At 74.1% G+C, this 14,651-nt stretch carries 13 protein-coding genes; 6 read left to right on the forward strand and 7 right to left on the reverse strand.

Features of this window, described 5'->3' with window-relative positions; all coding sequences use genetic code 11:
- Window positions 1–49: 49 nt before the first annotated feature.
- Both nadC and ACFXDE_RS10670 read right to left on the reverse strand, forming a co-directional pair.
- Window positions 50–1,066: a carboxylating nicotinate-nucleotide diphosphorylase gene (gene nadC / locus ACFXDE_RS10665; protein ID WP_380492889.1), complete on the reverse strand. Its 1,017-nt coding sequence runs from the start codon at window positions 1,064–1,066 to the stop codon at window positions 50–52.
- 2 nt (window positions 1,067–1,068) lie between these two features.
- On the reverse strand, window positions 1,069–2,790 hold the full coding sequence (locus ACFXDE_RS10670) for an L-aspartate oxidase (RefSeq protein WP_380492891.1): 1,722 nt from the start codon (window positions 2,788–2,790) through the stop codon (window positions 1,069–1,071).
- A gap of 139 nt (window positions 2,791–2,929) precedes the next feature.
- Here ACFXDE_RS10670 and ACFXDE_RS10675 point away from each other — a divergent pair, with 139 nt between their 5' ends.
- Window positions 2,930–3,226 carry a winged helix-turn-helix transcriptional regulator gene (locus ACFXDE_RS10675; RefSeq protein ID WP_380493102.1) on the forward strand — a complete coding sequence of 99 codons (297 nt, stop codon included), beginning with the start codon at window positions 2,930–2,932 and terminating at the stop codon, window positions 3,224–3,226.
- Window positions 3,227–3,289: 63 nt separating this feature from the next.
- On the opposite strand, the gene ACFXDE_RS10680 is transcribed toward ACFXDE_RS10675, so the two are convergent.
- A complete protein-coding gene (locus ACFXDE_RS10680; protein WP_380492893.1) occupies window positions 3,290–4,267 on the reverse strand; it encodes a helix-turn-helix transcriptional regulator in 978 nt (325 codons plus the stop codon).
- A gap of 114 nt (window positions 4,268–4,381) precedes the next feature.
- Between ACFXDE_RS10680 and ACFXDE_RS10685 the strand changes: the two genes are divergently transcribed.
- The 3 genes from ACFXDE_RS10685 to ACFXDE_RS10695 all read left to right on the forward strand — a co-directional run bounded on the left by ACFXDE_RS10685 (window position 4,382) and on the right by ACFXDE_RS10695 (window position 7,055).
- Window positions 4,382–4,786, forward strand: a complete 405-nt coding sequence (locus tag ACFXDE_RS10685) for a VOC family protein (protein WP_380446605.1) — start codon at window positions 4,382–4,384, stop codon at window positions 4,784–4,786.
- Window positions 4,787–4,867: 81 nt separating this feature from the next.
- The gene (locus ACFXDE_RS10690; RefSeq protein ID WP_380492896.1) at window positions 4,868–5,788 is read left to right on the forward strand and encodes a hypothetical protein; all 921 of its coding nucleotides are present in this window, start codon (window positions 4,868–4,870) and stop codon (window positions 5,786–5,788) included.
- 34 nt (window positions 5,789–5,822) lie between these two features.
- Window positions 5,823–7,055, forward strand: coding sequence for an epoxide hydrolase family protein (locus ACFXDE_RS10695; RefSeq protein ID WP_380492898.1), 1,233 nt, complete (start codon window positions 5,823–5,825; stop codon window positions 7,053–7,055).
- A 14-nt stretch (window positions 7,056–7,069) separates the two neighbouring features.
- On the opposite strand, the gene ACFXDE_RS10700 is transcribed toward ACFXDE_RS10695, so the two are convergent.
- The 4 genes from ACFXDE_RS10700 to ACFXDE_RS10715 are packed head-to-tail and all read right to left on the reverse strand — an operon-like array spanning window position 7,070 to window position 11,247.
- Window positions 7,070–7,504: a tetratricopeptide repeat protein gene (locus tag ACFXDE_RS10700; protein WP_380492899.1), complete on the reverse strand. Its 435-nt coding sequence runs from the start codon at window positions 7,502–7,504 to the stop codon at window positions 7,070–7,072.
- 47 nt (window positions 7,505–7,551) lie between these two features.
- Window positions 7,552–9,978: an FtsX-like permease family protein gene (locus ACFXDE_RS10705; RefSeq protein WP_380492901.1), complete on the reverse strand. Its 2,427-nt coding sequence runs from the start codon at window positions 9,976–9,978 to the stop codon at window positions 7,552–7,554.
- Between the two features lie 4 nt (window positions 9,979–9,982).
- Window positions 9,983–10,747 (reverse strand): ABC transporter ATP-binding protein, encoded by a 765-nt coding sequence (locus ACFXDE_RS10710; RefSeq protein ID WP_380492903.1) that lies wholly within the window; start codon window positions 10,745–10,747, stop codon window positions 9,983–9,985.
- A complete protein-coding gene (locus ACFXDE_RS10715; protein ID WP_359970602.1) occupies window positions 10,744–11,247 on the reverse strand; it encodes a PadR family transcriptional regulator in 504 nt (167 codons plus the stop codon). Before ACFXDE_RS10715 ends, ACFXDE_RS10710 begins: the two co-directional genes overlap by 4 nt.
- Window positions 11,248–11,393: 146 nt before the next feature.
- On the opposite strand from ACFXDE_RS10715, the gene ACFXDE_RS10720 reads away from it, so the two are divergent.
- Both ACFXDE_RS10720 and ACFXDE_RS10725 read left to right on the forward strand, forming a co-directional pair.
- Entirely contained in the window at window positions 11,394–12,701 is a 1,308-nt protein-coding gene (locus ACFXDE_RS10720) for an ABC transporter substrate-binding protein (RefSeq protein WP_380492905.1), read from the forward strand.
- A gap of 194 nt (window positions 12,702–12,895) precedes the next feature.
- The gene (locus ACFXDE_RS10725) at window positions 12,896–14,608 is read left to right on the forward strand and encodes a glycoside hydrolase family 13 protein (protein ID WP_380492907.1); all 1,713 of its coding nucleotides are present in this window, start codon (window positions 12,896–12,898) and stop codon (window positions 14,606–14,608) included.
- Window positions 14,609–14,651 lie beyond the last annotated feature (43 nt).

A 14,651-nucleotide genomic window follows, 5' to 3' on the forward strand; every position in this document is an offset into this window, starting at 1 on the left:
GGCGCCGACTCCCCCGAGCCGGCGCCCGGGCGGTCCGGCTTTCCCCCGCTCAGGTACGACCCGGAGCCGAACGTGCGGTGGTACTCGTGCGTACGAGCCGGTGCTGCCGGTCGTGTCGGAGGTCCAGGCCGATGTCGAGGATCGGCGAGGAGTGCGTCAGGGCTCCGACCGAGAGGTAGTCGACACCCGCCTCGGCGTACGCGCGGGCCGTGTCGAGGGTCAGGCGGCCGGAGGACTCCAGCATCGCCCGGCCGTCGACCAGGGCCACCGCCTCGGCCGTCTCCGCCGGGGTGAAGTTGTCCAGGAGGATCAAGTCCGCTCCGGCCTCCAGGACTTCGGCGAGCTGGGTGAGGGTGTCGACCTCCACCTCGATCGCGACGCCGGGGAAGCTTTCGCGGACGAGCGTGAAGGCCTCGGCCACGCCTCCCGCCGCCACCACGTGGTTGTCCTTGACCAGGGCCGCGTCCGAGAGGGACATGCGGTGGTTGACGCCGCCGCCGCAGCGGACCGCGTACTTCTCCAGGGAGCGCAGGCCCGGGGTCGTCTTGCGGGTGTCGCGGACCTTGGCCCTGGTGCCTTCGACGGCGTCCGCCCAGGCGCTGGTGGCCGTCGCGATGCCCGAGAGGCGGCAGAGGAGGTTGAGGGCGCTGCGCTCGGCGGTGAGCAGGTCGCGGGTGCGGGCGGTGACCGAGAGGAGTTTCCGGCCCGCCTCGACGCGGTCGCCGTCCTCGACGTGGCGCTCGACCTCGAAGGTGTCCGTGCAGACCACCGAGAGCACTGCTTCGGCGATGTGGATCCCGGCGACGGTGCCCGCCTCGCGCGTGGTGAAGTCGCCTGTCGCCACGGCCTCTTCGGGGACCGTGGCGACCGTGGTGACGTCCACGCTCCCGGCCAGGTCCTCCGCGAGTGCCGTGCGCGCGATGTCCTCGGCCTCGACCGGGTCCAGGCCTGCGTCCTTGAGGAGCCGGGCGAGGGCGGGGTCGAGGCCGCCTGCCTCGCCGCAGCCACAGCCACAGCCGTCACCGCGGCCGTCGGCCGGGAGGAGGGGGAGGTCAGGGGTGCTCACGGTCATACCTCCTGGAGAAGGGGAGGAAGGGTAGGGGGGAATTCCGTGGTGTCCGTGGCGTGGACCGCGAGCGAGCGGTCCGACTGCAGCCGGACGACCAAGTGGCGGCGCCAGTCGGCGTCTTCGCGGTCCGGGTGGTCCTCGCGCCAGTGGCAGCCGCGGGTCTCCTCGCGGAGTCGGGCCGCGGCGACCAGGGCGCGGGCCACGCACAGGAGGTTCGTCGCCTCCCAGGCCTCGACGCCGGGGACGGCCGCCTCGCGGCCGTCGGGGGCCTCGGCGTCCGCGTCCGCCCTGATCGCTTCGAGGTGCGCGGCCGCCTCGGCGAGGCTCGCCGCGGAGCGGATCACTCCGGCGCCCCTCGTCATGATCCGCTGGATCGCGAGGCGGATCTCGGGGGCCAGGAGCGGGAGCGTGGTGCCCTCGGGGATCACCGGGTCGGTGTGCTCGCGCGCGGTCGCCGTGATGTCGTCCGCGATGCGTTCCGCGAAGACCAGGCCTTCAAGGAGGGAGTTGGAGGCGAGGCGGTTGGCGCCGTGGACCCCGGTGCACGCGACCTCGCCGCAGGCGTAGAGGCCGGGGACCGTGGTGCGGCCGCGCAGGTCGGTCCGTATGCCACCCGAGGCGTGGTGGGCGGCCGGAAAGACGGGAATCGGCTCCGTGACCGGGTCGATGCCGTGGCTGCGGCAGACGGCGAGGATCGTGGGGAAGCGGGTCTCCCACATCTCGGCGCCGAAGTGGCGGGCGTCCAGGTACACGTGCTCGGTGCCGTGGAGCTGCATCTGGCGGGTGATGGCCTTGGCGACGATGTCGCGGGGCGCGAGTTCGGCCAGTTCGTGCTGCCCGAGCATGAACCGGGTGCCCGTCGCGTCGACCAGGTGGGCGCCCTCGCCCCGTACCGCCTCGGACACCAGGGGCTGCTGGCCCCCCGCGCCCGGCCCCAGGTAGAGGACCGTCGGGTGGAACTGGACGAATTCGAGGTCGGCGATGTCGGCTCCGGCGCGCAGGGCGAGTGCCACGCCGTCTCCGGTGGAGACCGAGGGGTTGGTCGTCGCGGAGAAGACCTGGCCGATGCCGCCCGTCGCGAGGACGACGGCCGGGGCGCGGACCGCGCCGACGCCGTCGTGCCGGCCCTCGCCCATGACGTGCAGGGTGACGCCGGCCGTACGGCCTTCGGCGTCCGTCAGCAGGTCCAGGACCAGGGCGTTCTCGATCGTCCGGACCACTGCGGCACGGACCGCTTCGACCAGGGCGCGGGAGACTTCCGCGCCCGAGGCGTCGCCGCCCGCGTGGACGATGCGGCGGCGATGGTGGCCGCCCTCACGGGTGAGCTGGAGGTCACCCCCGGGCGAGGTGTCGAAGTGGGCGCCGGCGGCGATGAGGCGGCGTACCGCGTCGGGACCCTCGGTGACCAGGGCGCGGACCGCGCTCTCGTCGCAGAGTCCGGCCCCCGCGACCAGCGTGTCGGCCAGGTGCTGCTGAGGGGAGTCGCCCTCGCCGAGCGCGGCCGCGATGCCGCCCTGGGCCCAGCGGGTGGAGCCGTCGTCCAGGCGGGCCTTGGTGACGACGACGGTGCGCAGGCCGGCTGCCGTGCAGCGGAGGGCGGCGGTGAGGCCCGCCACGCCGGAGCCGACGACCACGACGTCCGCGTCGATCGACCAGCCCGGGGCCGGTGCGTGCAGGCGTATGCCGGTCGCGGTCGGTGTTCCGGTTCCTGTTGCGGTCATTGGGTGCCCCCTTGAGATTGTTTCTAAATCAGAAACACGCGGTGGATGCTAGTGTTTCTGATAACGAAACACAAGGAGGACCATGCCGACACCGCGCCCAGGAACACCGGTTCGTGGATCGACGACCGGCCGTCCGATCATGGCCGCGATGGACCTCTTCGGCCGTCGGTGGGCGCTGCGCATCATCTGGGAGCTGCGGGCCGGTCCGCTCGGTGCGCGGGCGCTGCTGGCACGGTGCGCAGGCATGTCGTCCAGCGTCCTCTACCAGCGACTTCGCGAACTCTCGTCAGGCGGGATCATCGCCCCCGCGGCCGATGGCTACGAGCTCACTCGGCTGGGGGCGGAGCTCGGCGACGCCCTCCGGCCGCTCGGCGAATGGGCGGCCACCTGGGCGCAGGCGCAAGAGCAGGACGATCAGGGTCCTGCGGGGGCATGAAGGCCGTCCCGGCAGGCTTCGTGCACCGCAGCCACGGCGAACCCACCCGACCGGGGCGGGCGGTCAGGCTCGGCGGGCGTGGGACGTGAGGCGCTCGGCCAGGGCGAGGACGAGGTCGCGCAGTTCGGCGGGGCGGTCGATGACGAAGGGGCGGTCGAGGGCGGCGAGGACCGCCGGGAGCCAGTCGAGGTGCTCCACCCGCAGCTCGACGCGCCGCCAGCACTCGGCCGTCTCCTCCTCCACGTCCTCTTCCAGGATCGCGACGGCGGCGGGGAGGTGGGCGCGGATCTGCTCGACCGTTCCGTGGATCCGCACGGTCACCTCGTGCCGGTAGTCGGCCGTGGCGAAGGCCGACAGCACCCGCTGGGCCGGATCGGGGCCCTCGGGCGGCTCGAACGAGCCGGGCAGGGGCCTGGCGTCCGCGATGCGGTCGAGCCGGAAGGTCCGGTCCTCGCCGAGCCGGGCGTCCTGGCCGGTGACGTACCAGCGGCCCGCGTGGGCGACGATCCCGTACGCGTGGAGCGTGCGGTCGCTGCGGCGTCCGTCGCGGCCGGTGTAGCGGATCGAGAGCGGCCGGTGGTGGCGCACGGCGTCGGCGACGGTGAGCAGGACCTCGGCGTCCGGGGTGTCGAACTCTCCGGGCCGGTCCGTGAAGGCGAGGGCTTCCATGAGCGTGTCGAGCCGGCGGGCGACGTGCTTCGGCAGCACCCGCCGGATCTTCGCCGCCGCCGTCTCGCCCGCCGTGCGCTCCGCCGCCGCCAGGCCCGTTCGACGGCCGGCGACCAGGCCGAGCAGCACGGCCAGTGCCTCGTCGTCGTTGAGCATCAGCGGAGGCAGGCGGTAGCCGGCGGCGAGCCGGTACCCGCCGTAGCGGCCGCGCACCGATTCCACGGGCACGTCCAGGTCGATCAGCTGGTCCACGTACCGCCGCACGGTGCGCCCCTGGACGCCGAGCCGCTCGGCGAGTTCGGCCACGGTGCGGGTGCCGCCCGACTGCAGCAGCTCCAGGAGTGTGAGGACACGGCCGGTGGGTCGGGGCATGTTCGCAGCCTAACGCGAATAGTGGACCGATTCTGTCCCCTATTTCTCCTAGCCTGCGACGTACGAACCCGTGCACACCTCGTGCACACCTTCCGAACGGCCGAGGAGCCCGCCATGGAATTCGTCTCGATCCGCATCATCACCGCCGACGTCGCACGCCTCGTCGACTTCTACGAGCGGGCCACCGGGGCCCGGGCGGCGTGGGCCACCGAGGACTTCGCCGAGATCGCCGTCGGGGGCGCGACCCTCGCGATCGCCGGCACCCGCACCGTCCCGCTGTTCGCCCCGGGCTCCGCCCGGCCGGCGGCCAACGACAGTGTGATCACCGAGTTCCTGGTCGACGACGTGGACCTCGTCCACGAGAAGCTGACCTCCTTCGTCACCGACTTCGTCGCCGGGCCCACCACCATGCCGTGGGGCAACCGGTCGCTGCTGCTCCGCGACCCCGACGGGAACCTCGTCAACTTCTTCACCCCCGTCACCCCGGCCGCCATCGCACGGCGAAAGGACGGCAAATAGGATTGCGCACCGCCCCAGTGAGCTGGCACGGTTTCAGCGCTTCGACGTGCGAAGCGTTCCGACGACCACGGGGGGCCGTCCATGATCACGTCCGTGCCGCCGGGCGGCCTCGCGGCCGGGTACGAGCGGCCGCCCTACTGGCAGCCGCCGGTGCCGCGGCGGCCACCGCGGGACTGGGTGCTCGACGTGGTCCTGCCCTGGCGGCTGGCGAGCCGGCTGTACGGGCCCTACCGGATGATGCGGATGTCGGCCTCCGGGGTCGCGGCGCTGGCGGGGGCGGAGCTGCTGGATCCGATGCTGCAGCCGGTGGTCACGCAGCTGGTGGCGCAGACGCTCGACCCGCTGGTGGAGCGGCTCATGCTGGCCCGGGCGCTGCTCGGCCTCGGCCTGGTCCTCTTCGTCGTGCGGGTGGCGAACGGCGCCTCCGCCAACGAGCTGTTCCTCGACTCGTTCGGGGACAGCATCGTGATGCTGGTCAGCGGGCCGGCCGCGCTGCTGCTCGCCTGCGTGCCGCTGGTGCTGCTGGCCCGGAGCGGCACCAGGCGGCGGGTGGCGCGCCTGGTGGCCCGGCCGGTGTTCACCGGTGTGGCCACGTTCGCGGCGTTCCTGGTGATGATGAAGTCCGATGCCAACGCGTACATCGGCAACACGGTCGGGCTGAACCTGCTGGTGGCGATCTGGCTGCCGGCGTTCACCCTCCCGTCAGTGTACCTGATGCACCGCAACTCCTTCGCCGTGGGCGGTCACCCGCTGGTGCGGCCGTTGGTCGCGGTGCTGCTGGTCTGGCTCACCCTGCTCGGGCACGTCACGCTGGTCGACACCAAGCACACGTCGACGCACGACGCGGCCTCGGTGGCCGGACTGCTGGCCGGGCCGGTCGCGGTGACGGTCACCGCGGTGATCGAACTGGTGCGGCTGAGGTACCGTCACCGGGTCGGCTTCCGCGGGCCGTTGCCGCCTCGCCCCCCGCGAGAACCGCGCGGCCCGGCGGGAACGCGGTAGCGTCGGCCCTGCCCACCCCGGAAGGAGCCACGCCATGACCACGCCCGCCTTCCCGCTGGAGCCCACCCCGGTCCACGTGCCCGACGAGGTCCTCGCCGACCTCCGCGCCCGCCTCGCCTCGACCCGGCCGCCGGTGGACGAGGGCAACGAGGACTGGTCCTACGGCGTCCCGGCCGGCTACCTCCGTGAGCTGGTCGCCCACTGGCGGGACGGCTACGACTGGCGCAGGGCCGAGGCCGCGATCAACGCCCACGAGCACTACGTGGCGAAGGTCTCCGGCGTCCCGGTGCACTTCCTGCGCAAGGCCGGCCGCGGCCCGCGCCCGGTCCCGCTGATCCTCACCCACGGCTGGCCGTGGACGTTCTGGCACTGGTCGAAGGTGATCGGGCCGCTCGCCGACCCGGCGGCCTTCGGCGGGGACCCGGCCGACGCGTTCGACGTCATCGTGCCGTCCCTGCCCGGCTTCGGCTTCCCCGGGCCGCTCACCGGCTTTCCGGACGTCAACTTCTGGAAGGTCGCCGACCTCTGGCACACCCTGATGACCGGGACCCTGGGGTACGGGAGGTACGCCGCCGCGGGCTGCGACATCGGCGCGCTCGTCTCCAGCCAGCTCGGCCACAAGTACGCCGACGAGCTGTACGGCATCCACATCGGCTCCGGCCTGCCGCTCGACTTCTTCAACGGTCCCCGTGCCTGGGACTTCGCCCGGAACCGGCCCCTCACCGACGACCAGCCCGCCGACGTCCGCGCGCGCATCGTCGAGCTGGACCACCGCTGGGCGTCGCACCTCGCCGTCCACGTGCTCGACGGTGCCACCCTGGCCCACGGGCTGAGCGACTCGCCCGCCGGGCTGCTCGCCTGGCTGCTGGAGCGGTGGAACGCCTGGAGCGACAACGGCGGCGACGTCGAGTCCGTCTTCAGCAGGGACGACCTGCTCACGCACGCCACGATCTTCTGGGTGAACAACTCCATCGCCACGTCGATGCGTTACTACGCCAACGCCAACCGCTACCCGTGGTCCCCCGCCCACGACCGCGCCCCGGCTGTGGAGGCCCCGGTCGGCCTCACCTTCGTCACGCACGAGAACCCGCCGGGCGTCCACACCGCGGACGAGCGCGTCCGGGCGTTCGAAACCGGCCCGCAGGCCGCCTGGTTCAACCACGTCAACGTCAACGCCCATGACCACGGCGGCCACTTCATCCCCTGGGAGAACCCCGACGCCTGGGTGGACGACCTGCGCCGGACGTTCCGCGGCCGCCGGCCCTGAACGCCCCGGCGGGCTCAGGCGCCGTCGTTCAGGTCGGCGCGCGTCCGCAGGAACGCGAGGTACTCGGGGGCGTCCTCCGCGAAGATCTCCGGCCCGCCTCCCATGTACGCCCTGGTCAGCTCGTCCGCGGCCCGGTCGTGGTCGCCCAGCTCGAACGCGGTCTGGCCCAGGCGCAGGTGGACGTAGGGGTTCCCGAGTCCTCCGGGGCACTGGACGGCGTTGTGGAAGCATTTGTGCGACTTGTCGTACACCCTGGTCCGGAAGTGGACGTCCCCGATCGCGACGTAGATCCAGGTCGAGGCCGCCCACTGCCGGGGATCGCCGGGCAACAGCCGCAGCGCTTCGAGGTAGCGCTGCTTGGCTTCGTCGAGCTCGCCCATCCCGGCGAGGGCGTCGCCCTCCCGGCACAGGTCGTCGATCTCGGCGCCGACGTCGGCGGGCAGTTGCACCGTTGTCCCCTCTCAAGACTCACACGCGGTGCCCATCCTCCCCTGAGCTATGTGCCGGGGACGTCCGGGGTCCGGGTGGACGGGCGGGCGCGCAGGACCGGGAGGGCGGAGAGGACGGCCGCCGTCGCGGCGCCGAGGGCGGCCAGGGCGAGGACCGTCCAGAGCGACGGGGCGCGCGCGATGCCCGCGCCGATGCCGCCCAGCTCGCCCTGGCGGTCGATCAGCCACCGGACGAGCGGGATGCCGGCGGCCGCCCCGGCGGCGACCGTGGGCAGGGCGATGGCCGTGCCGCGGACGGCCAGCACGACGGCGGACTGGCCCGGGGTCAGGCCGAGCGCCCGCAGCAGGCCGAGGTCGCGGCGCCGCTCGTGGAAACCCGCCGCCGCCGTGGTGAGCAGTTCCACCAGGCAGATGAGGGCGAGCAGGAGCAGCAGCCCGACCACGCTGGCCCGCAGCGCGCCGGGCCGGGTGACCGGTCCGGCCGGGAGGCGCAGCTCGACCTGCCCGGCGAGTCCGGCGCGGGCGGGGAGGTCGCGCTGGACCTCGGCCGGGTCGTGGCCGGGGCGCAGCGCGAGCTGCCAGAAGTCGGGGCGGGTGGGGTCTCCGGGCCGGTCGAGGGTGTCGAAGCCGGTGGAAAGGACGCGGCCGCCGTGCTCGGGTTCGAGGTCGCGCCCGACGACGTGCAGGATGCGCGGGGTGCCGCCGGTGGTGACGCGCACCCACTGGCCGACCTTGGCGCCGAGCAGGTCGAGGGCGCCCTGGCCGGCGACGGCCTCGTCGGTCGCGCGGATCGCCCGGCCCTCGACGACGGCGTACGGGTAGGGCGCGTCGGTGGTGCCGACGGCGCGCAGGGTGAGCGTCGCGGACTGGCCGGGCGCGAGGGCCTGCATCTCGCTGCCGGGGTAGGCGCCGCGGACGGCGGGGTCGGCGGCCAGGGCGGCGGCGAGCCCAGCGTCGTCCGGCGTCCGTTCGGGGCTGGCCCGGCGGGCCGTGACGGACGGGGCGGTGACGCCGCCGTCGGGCCGGGTGACGGCGTCGAGCGTGGCCCAGGTGCTCAGGGCCAGGGTGGCGGCGACGACCGGGACGGTGAGCCGGACCGCGCTGACGACCAGGCCGGAGCGCCGGCGCAGCACGCCGCCGAGGCCGAGGACGAGGGCGGGCGGCAGCCGCCGCAGCGGGCCGAGGCGGACCGGGCGGGCCGTCATGGCGGGCGGTCGGGTGCCGTCGGTCGGCGGGACGGGGGCGACCCGGGCGGCGCGCAGGGCGGGCAGGGCGGCGGCGGCCCCGACGGCGACGAGCGCGGCGGCCATGACGCCGACGGTGGCGGCGGTGCCGCCGGGGACGAGCCGGTGGAGGACGTCCGTCCCGCCGCCGAGGGCCGGGACGGCGCGCGCGGCGATCGCGGCGCCGCCCGCGCCGAGCAGGACGCCGGTGCCGGCCAGGAGCAATTGTTCGGCGATGAACATCCAGGCGACCTGGCCGGCGGTGAAGCCGAGCGCCTTGAGCAGGGCGATGTCGCCGGTCCTGGTGCGGATCCGGCCGCCGGCCGCGCCGGCCACCGCGAGGGCGGCGGAGAGCAGCGCGGCCAGGCCGCAGAGCCCGAGCAGGAGTCCGGCGAGCCGGTCGTCCTGCTGCCGCGCGTCGCGGGCGTCGAGCCAGGTGGTGATCCGGGAGACCCGGTCGGCGCCGAGGAGGCTGACCGCCCGCTGGGCGGTGTAGGCGGCGTCGGAGGGGTGGGCGAGGCGCAGTCCGAGGGTGAGGCCCTGGGCCGCCCGGTCCGGCTGGACGAGGTCGAGGGTGGCGGGCAGGGTCCAGCCGAGGTCGTAGCCGGCGGCCTGGCTGGGCAGTTGGTCGGGGCTGTCGGCGATGCCGAGGACGCGCAGTTCGACCGGGCCGCCGTGGCCGTCGAGGACGGTCAGGCGGTCCCCGGGGCGGGCCCAGGCGGCGTCGGCCGCGGACTGTTCGAGCACGATGCCGTGGCTGTCGGACGGGTCGAGCCAGCTGCCGGAGCGCAGCAGCGGGCGGGGCGCGTCCGGGGTGTCGCCGCGCAGCACGAGCGTGGTGCGGTCGGTGGGGCCCGCGGTGGCGGCGCCGTCGGGGCGGCGGCCGACGAGGGTGGTCTCGGCCGTGTGCTGGGGCGGTGAGACGGCGACGACGCCGGGTTCGCGCGCGAGCAGGGCGGCGGACGGTTCGTCGCCCCCGGCCTGGGCGCTCTCGGCCCCGGCGGCCCCGGCGGCCCCGACGGCCCCGGCGGCCTGGGCGGCCTGGGCGGTCGCGGACGGCCGCAGGTCGATCCGGACGTCGGGCGATCCGGCGGCCTGGAACTGGCGCTGCCACGGGTCGGCGGCGGCGCCGAGCAGGGCTCCGGCGAGCAGGAGGGCCGCGGCGGTGCCGCCGGTGGCGAGGACGACGAGCAGGGCGTGGACGCGGTGCGAGCGCAGGTCGGCGCGGATCCAGCGGAGGAGGGCGCGCACCGGCTCAGCCGCCGAAGTCGATGATGTCGCGGACCCCGATGGCGCCGCGCCGCGCGGCCGGGGGCTCCTCGACCCGGGCGTCGTCGGCGATCCGGCCGTCGAAGAGGCTGACGACGCGGTCGGCGGTGCTGGCGGCCCGGGCGTCGTGGGTGACGAGCACGATCGTGGTGCCCTGCTCGTGGTAGCGGGTGAGCAGGGCGAGGACGTCGCGGGTGCTGCGGCTGTCGAGGTTGCCGGTGGGCTCGTCGGCGAGGAGCAGGTCGGGCCGGTTGACCAGGGCGCGGGCCAGGGCGACGCGCTGGCGTTCGCCGCCGGAGAGTTCGCCGGGCCCGGCGGCGGCCTTGTGGGCGAGGCCGAGCTCCTCCAGGAGTTCCTGGCGGCGTTCGCGGGCGGTGCGGGCGGGCAGGCCGGCGAGGACGGCGGTCAGTTCGATGTTGTCGGCGACGGAGAAGTCGGAGAGGAGGTTGCCGCTCTGGAAGACGATGCCGTAGTGGCGCCGGCGCAGGCGGGCCCAGGCGGCCTCGCGCAACGCGTCGACCCGGCGGCCGTCGAGCCGCAGCTCGCCCTCGTCGGGGCGCAGCAGGCCGGCGAGGAGGTGCAGCAGGGTGGACTTGCCGGCGCCGGAGGGGCCGGTGACGGCGACGAACTCGCCCCGGTCGATCCGCAGGCTGATGCCGCGGACGGCGGGTATCAGGGTCGAGCCGCTCAGGTGCGAGCGCACCAGGGCGTCGGCGGCCAGCAGCGGCGGTATCGGCTCCGAGCCGCTCACGTGAGTTCCTCCTGGCAACGCTCCAGCCAGTCGAGGTCGGCCTGCAGGTGCAGGACGGCGCCCTCGATCAGCAGTAGCGAGGTCCGGTTGCCGCGTTCGGTGGCGGCCAGTTTGTTGAGTCCGCGCATCGTGTTGATGCAGTGCCGGCGCTGGTTGTTGATCAGCGTCAGCCGGTCGGCGAGGTCGGTGCCTTCGGCGAGGATCAGCTTCATGAAGAACTCGTCCCTGACCCTCGGCCCTTCGGTGGGGGCCTCGAACCAGCCGGCGAGTTCCGCGGTGCCCTTCTCGGTGATCTCGTAGACCTTCTTGTCCGGTCTGCCCTCCTGCGTCACCTCGGTGCCGCGGATCAGTCCGGACTTCTCCAGTCGGCTCAGGGTCACGTAGATCTGGCCGATGTTCGGCTGAGGGTACGCCGCGCCGAAGGTCTGCTCAAGCCCCTGCTTGAGCTCGTACCCGTAGGCGGGCTGCCGGGCCAGCAGCGCCAGCAGCTGATGGCGCACCGGGCGTCACCTCTTCCTTGGTCTTCCGTCGTCGCTGGTTACACCTCGGTCACACAGTACGGGCAGGTGGGCGCCGTTGAGCAGGGAGGCCGTATAAAGGGACGTGCGTCGGCGCCCCACCCGCGCCGACCCGATGAAGGAGCTCCATGGCAGACCGGCCGCCCACCGGGCCCCACGCGGGCCGCCGTCGCGTGACGCGCGCGCTGGTGGGCGGGGCGGCGGTGCTCGCGGCCGGGGGCGCGTCCGCCTGGTACGGCCTGGCCGGGCGCTCGCACGCGGCGGGCGATCCGCAGGGCGTCGGGCCGGTCACGCTGGCCACCGGCCGGGACACCACGCACTACCTGGGCGGGCTGCTGGCCGACTGGAACGCCGAGCACCCGGACCAGCCGGCCGAGCTGGTCGAGCTGCCGGCGGCGGCGGACGAGGTGCACGCCCAGCTGGCCGGGGAGCTGTCGGCCGGCGGCAGCCGTTTCGACGTGCTCAACATCGACGTCGTGTGGACGGCCGAGTTCGCGGCCCGCCGCTGGACGGCGGCGCTGGACGAGGCGGAGTTCGCGCTGGACGGCCTCCTGCCGCCGGTCGTCGGCACCGGGCGGTACGACGGGCGGCTGTACGCGGTGCCGTTCGTCGCCAACGCCGCCCTGCTGTACTACCGCAGCGACGTGCTCGCCGCCGCAGGCGAGCAGCCGCCCACGACGTGGGACGAACTGGCGCGGCAGGCCAGGACGCTGGCGCCCGCGCACGGACTGGGCGGGTACGCGGGCCAGTTGAGCCCGTACGAGGGACTGGCCGTCAACGCGCTGGAGGCCATCCGCTCGGCGGGCGGGGACCTGCTGGCGGGCGACGGCTCGGTCGTGGTGGACAGCCCGCAGGCCCGGGCCGGGCTGGAGTTCCTGGCCGGGGGCGTGCGCGACCGGTGGATCCCGCCCGAGGTGCTCGGCTACCAGGAGGAGGAGTCCCGCGCGGCGTTCGAGCGCGGCGGCCTGCTCTTCCTGCGGAACTGGCCGTACGTCTACCACGAGGTCGCCACGGCCGGCTCGCCGGTGGCGGGGCGGTTCGGCGTGGTGCCGCTGCCGGGGCCGCACGGGCCGGGCAGCGGCGTGCTGGGCGGGTCGGGGCTGGCGGTCAGCCGCTTCTCCCGGCACCAGCGCACCGCGCGGGCGCTCATCGGCTACCTGACGAGCCGCCGCGCGCAGTCCCGCGTCCTGACCGACGGCGGACTGCCGCCCGTACGGGCGGACCTCTACACGGATCCGGAGCTGACGGCCCGCTTCCCGTACCTGCCGGTGCTGCGCACGGCGATCCTGGCGGCGGGGGCGCGCCCAAGCGTGCCGCAGTACCAGCAGCTGAGCCTCGCGTTCAGCGAGTCGGCGTTCGAGGTCGTGTCGGGCCGCCGGAGCGCCGATGCGGCGCTGCCCCGGCTGGCGGCCGACCTGCGCGCCATCGTCGGCTGAGCCTTCGCGCCGGCCGTCTTCGGGGGCGTTCCCCCGGTTCGTGAGCACCTACTCGCGAGTACCTAACACGTATCTATGTCGAGCCGGTCTGGCTCGTTCGTAATCCCTGGAAAACCCTTTCGAAGCAGGGTCTTAACAGCGGACGTCTCTGCCTGCTATACCTAACGCGAATGCATAACCGTTGGAGTAGCGAGATGCCCCACACCCTCCCCGACGGCGACGCGGCCGCCTTGCCGCGCGCCCGGTCACACGCCCTCATCGCCCCCGCCTCCCGCCCCTGGTGGCGCGACGCGGTGATCTACCAGATCTACGTGCGCAGCTTCCGCGACACCGACGGCGACGGCGTCGGCGACCTCGCCGGCGTCCGTGAACGCCTGCACCACGTGCGGCAGTTGGGCGCCGACGGCGTCTGGCTCAACCCGTTCTACGTCTCGCCCCAGCACGACCACGGCTACGACATCGCCGACCACTGCGCCGTCGACCCGGTCTACGGGGACCTTGCCGAGTTCGACCGCCTGGTGGCGGACTGCCGCCTGCTCGGCCTCAAGCTCGTCCTGGACGTCGTGCCCAACCACTGCTCCAGCGAGCACCCGTGGTTCCGGAAGGCGCTGGCCAACGGCCCCGGCAGCCCCGAGCGGGCCCGGTTCCACTTCGCCGAGGGCCGCGGCGAGGACGGCGAACTGCCGCCCAACAACTGGCGGGCCATGTTCGGCGGCCCCGCCTGGAGCCGGGTCACCGAGCCCGACGGGCGGCCCGGCCAGTGGTACCTGCACCTGTTCACCCCGGAACAGCCGGACTTCAACTGGCGCGACCCCGACGTCGGCGCCCACTTCGAGGAGATCCTGCGGTTCTGGCTGGACCGCGGCGTCGACGGCTTCCGGATCGACGTCGCGGCCGGGCTCTACAAGCACCCCGACCTGCCCGACTCCCCCGACCCGGACGTCGACGAGCGCACCCGCGACTCGGTCAACCCACTGGCCTGGAACCAGCCCGAGGTGCACGGCGTGTGGCGCCGGTGGCGGGCGGTCTGCGAGGAGTACACCGCCCGCGACGGCCACGAGCGCCTCCTCGTCGGCGAGGCCTCCGTGCCCACCCCGGCCGAACAGGCGCTGTACGTGCGGCCCGACGAACTGCACCAGGCCTTCTTCTTCCACCTGCTGCACGCGCCGTGGGACCTCGCGCACTTCCACCGGGTGATCGACGACGCCGTGCGGGACATCACCGCCACCGGCTCGACCGTCACCTGGGTGCTCAACAACCACGACCAGGTCCGCACGACGACCCGCTTCGCCGGCCAGGACCCCGCCTCGGGCCCCGCCCGGGCCGCGGCGGCCGCCCTGCTGATGCTCGCCCTGCCCGGCGCCGCCTACATCTACCAGGGCGAGGAGCTCGGACTGCCCGAAGTCCTCGACCTGCCGGACGAGTTGGTCACCGACCCGATCTTCCGTCGGACCGGCAGCCGCACCGGCATCCGCGACGGCTGCCGGATCCCGCTGCCGTGGTCGGGCACCGAGGCGCCGTTCGGGTTCAGCCCGCCGGACGCCCCGGCCGCGCCCTGGCTGCCGCAGCCGGCCGCGTTCGCCGCCCACACCGCCGAACGGCAGCGGGCCGACGCCGGATCCGTCTACCACCTGTACCGCACCGCACTGCAGTTGCGCCGGGAACTCCCCCAGCTCGGCGAAGGCACGCTGCGGTGGCTGGAGGCCCCGCAAGGGGTCCTCGCGTTCGTCCGCGGCGAGGGCCTGGTGTGCGCCGTCAACTTCGGCGACACCTACGCGCCGGCCCCGGTCGCCGGTCCTCCCCTGCTCGCCAGCGGCCCGTGCGCCAGTGACCCGTACACCAGCGGCCTCCTGCCGCCGGCTACCGCCGCCTGGTGGATCAAGTCCACTTCCGTACAAGCGATCTGACGTCGATTCGTGCAACCACCCACCCACACGAAGGAAGCCTCGA

It is taken from the genome of Kitasatospora sp. NPDC059408 (assembly GCF_042751525.1).
Classification (GTDB): Bacteria; Actinomycetota; Actinomycetes; order Streptomycetales; family Streptomycetaceae; genus Kitasatospora.

What these genes read in the sequence shown, in the direction of transcription:
- ACFXDE_RS10670 (WP_380492891.1), bottom strand. Translation starts at nt 2,790, where the DNA reads ATGACCGCAACAGGAACCGGAACACCGACCGCGACCGGCATACGCCTG.
- ACFXDE_RS10675 (WP_380493102.1), top strand. Translation starts at nt 2,930, where the DNA reads ATGGCCGCGATGGACCTCTTCGGCCGTCGGTGGGCGCTGCGCATCATC.
- ACFXDE_RS10680 (WP_380492893.1), bottom strand. Translation starts at nt 4,267, where the DNA reads ATGCCCCGACCCACCGGCCGTGTCCTCACACTCCTGGAGCTGCTGCAG.
- ACFXDE_RS10685 (WP_380446605.1), top strand. Translation starts at nt 4,382, where the DNA reads ATGGAATTCGTCTCGATCCGCATCATCACCGCCGACGTCGCACGCCTC.
- ACFXDE_RS10690 (WP_380492896.1), top strand. Translation starts at nt 4,868, where the DNA reads ATGATCACGTCCGTGCCGCCGGGCGGCCTCGCGGCCGGGTACGAGCGG.
- ACFXDE_RS10695 (WP_380492898.1), top strand. Translation starts at nt 5,823, where the DNA reads ATGACCACGCCCGCCTTCCCGCTGGAGCCCACCCCGGTCCACGTGCCC.
- ACFXDE_RS10720 (WP_380492905.1), top strand. Translation starts at nt 11,394, where the DNA reads ATGGCAGACCGGCCGCCCACCGGGCCCCACGCGGGCCGCCGTCGCGTG.
- ACFXDE_RS10725 (WP_380492907.1), top strand. Translation starts at nt 12,896, where the DNA reads ATGCCCCACACCCTCCCCGACGGCGACGCGGCCGCCTTGCCGCGCGCC.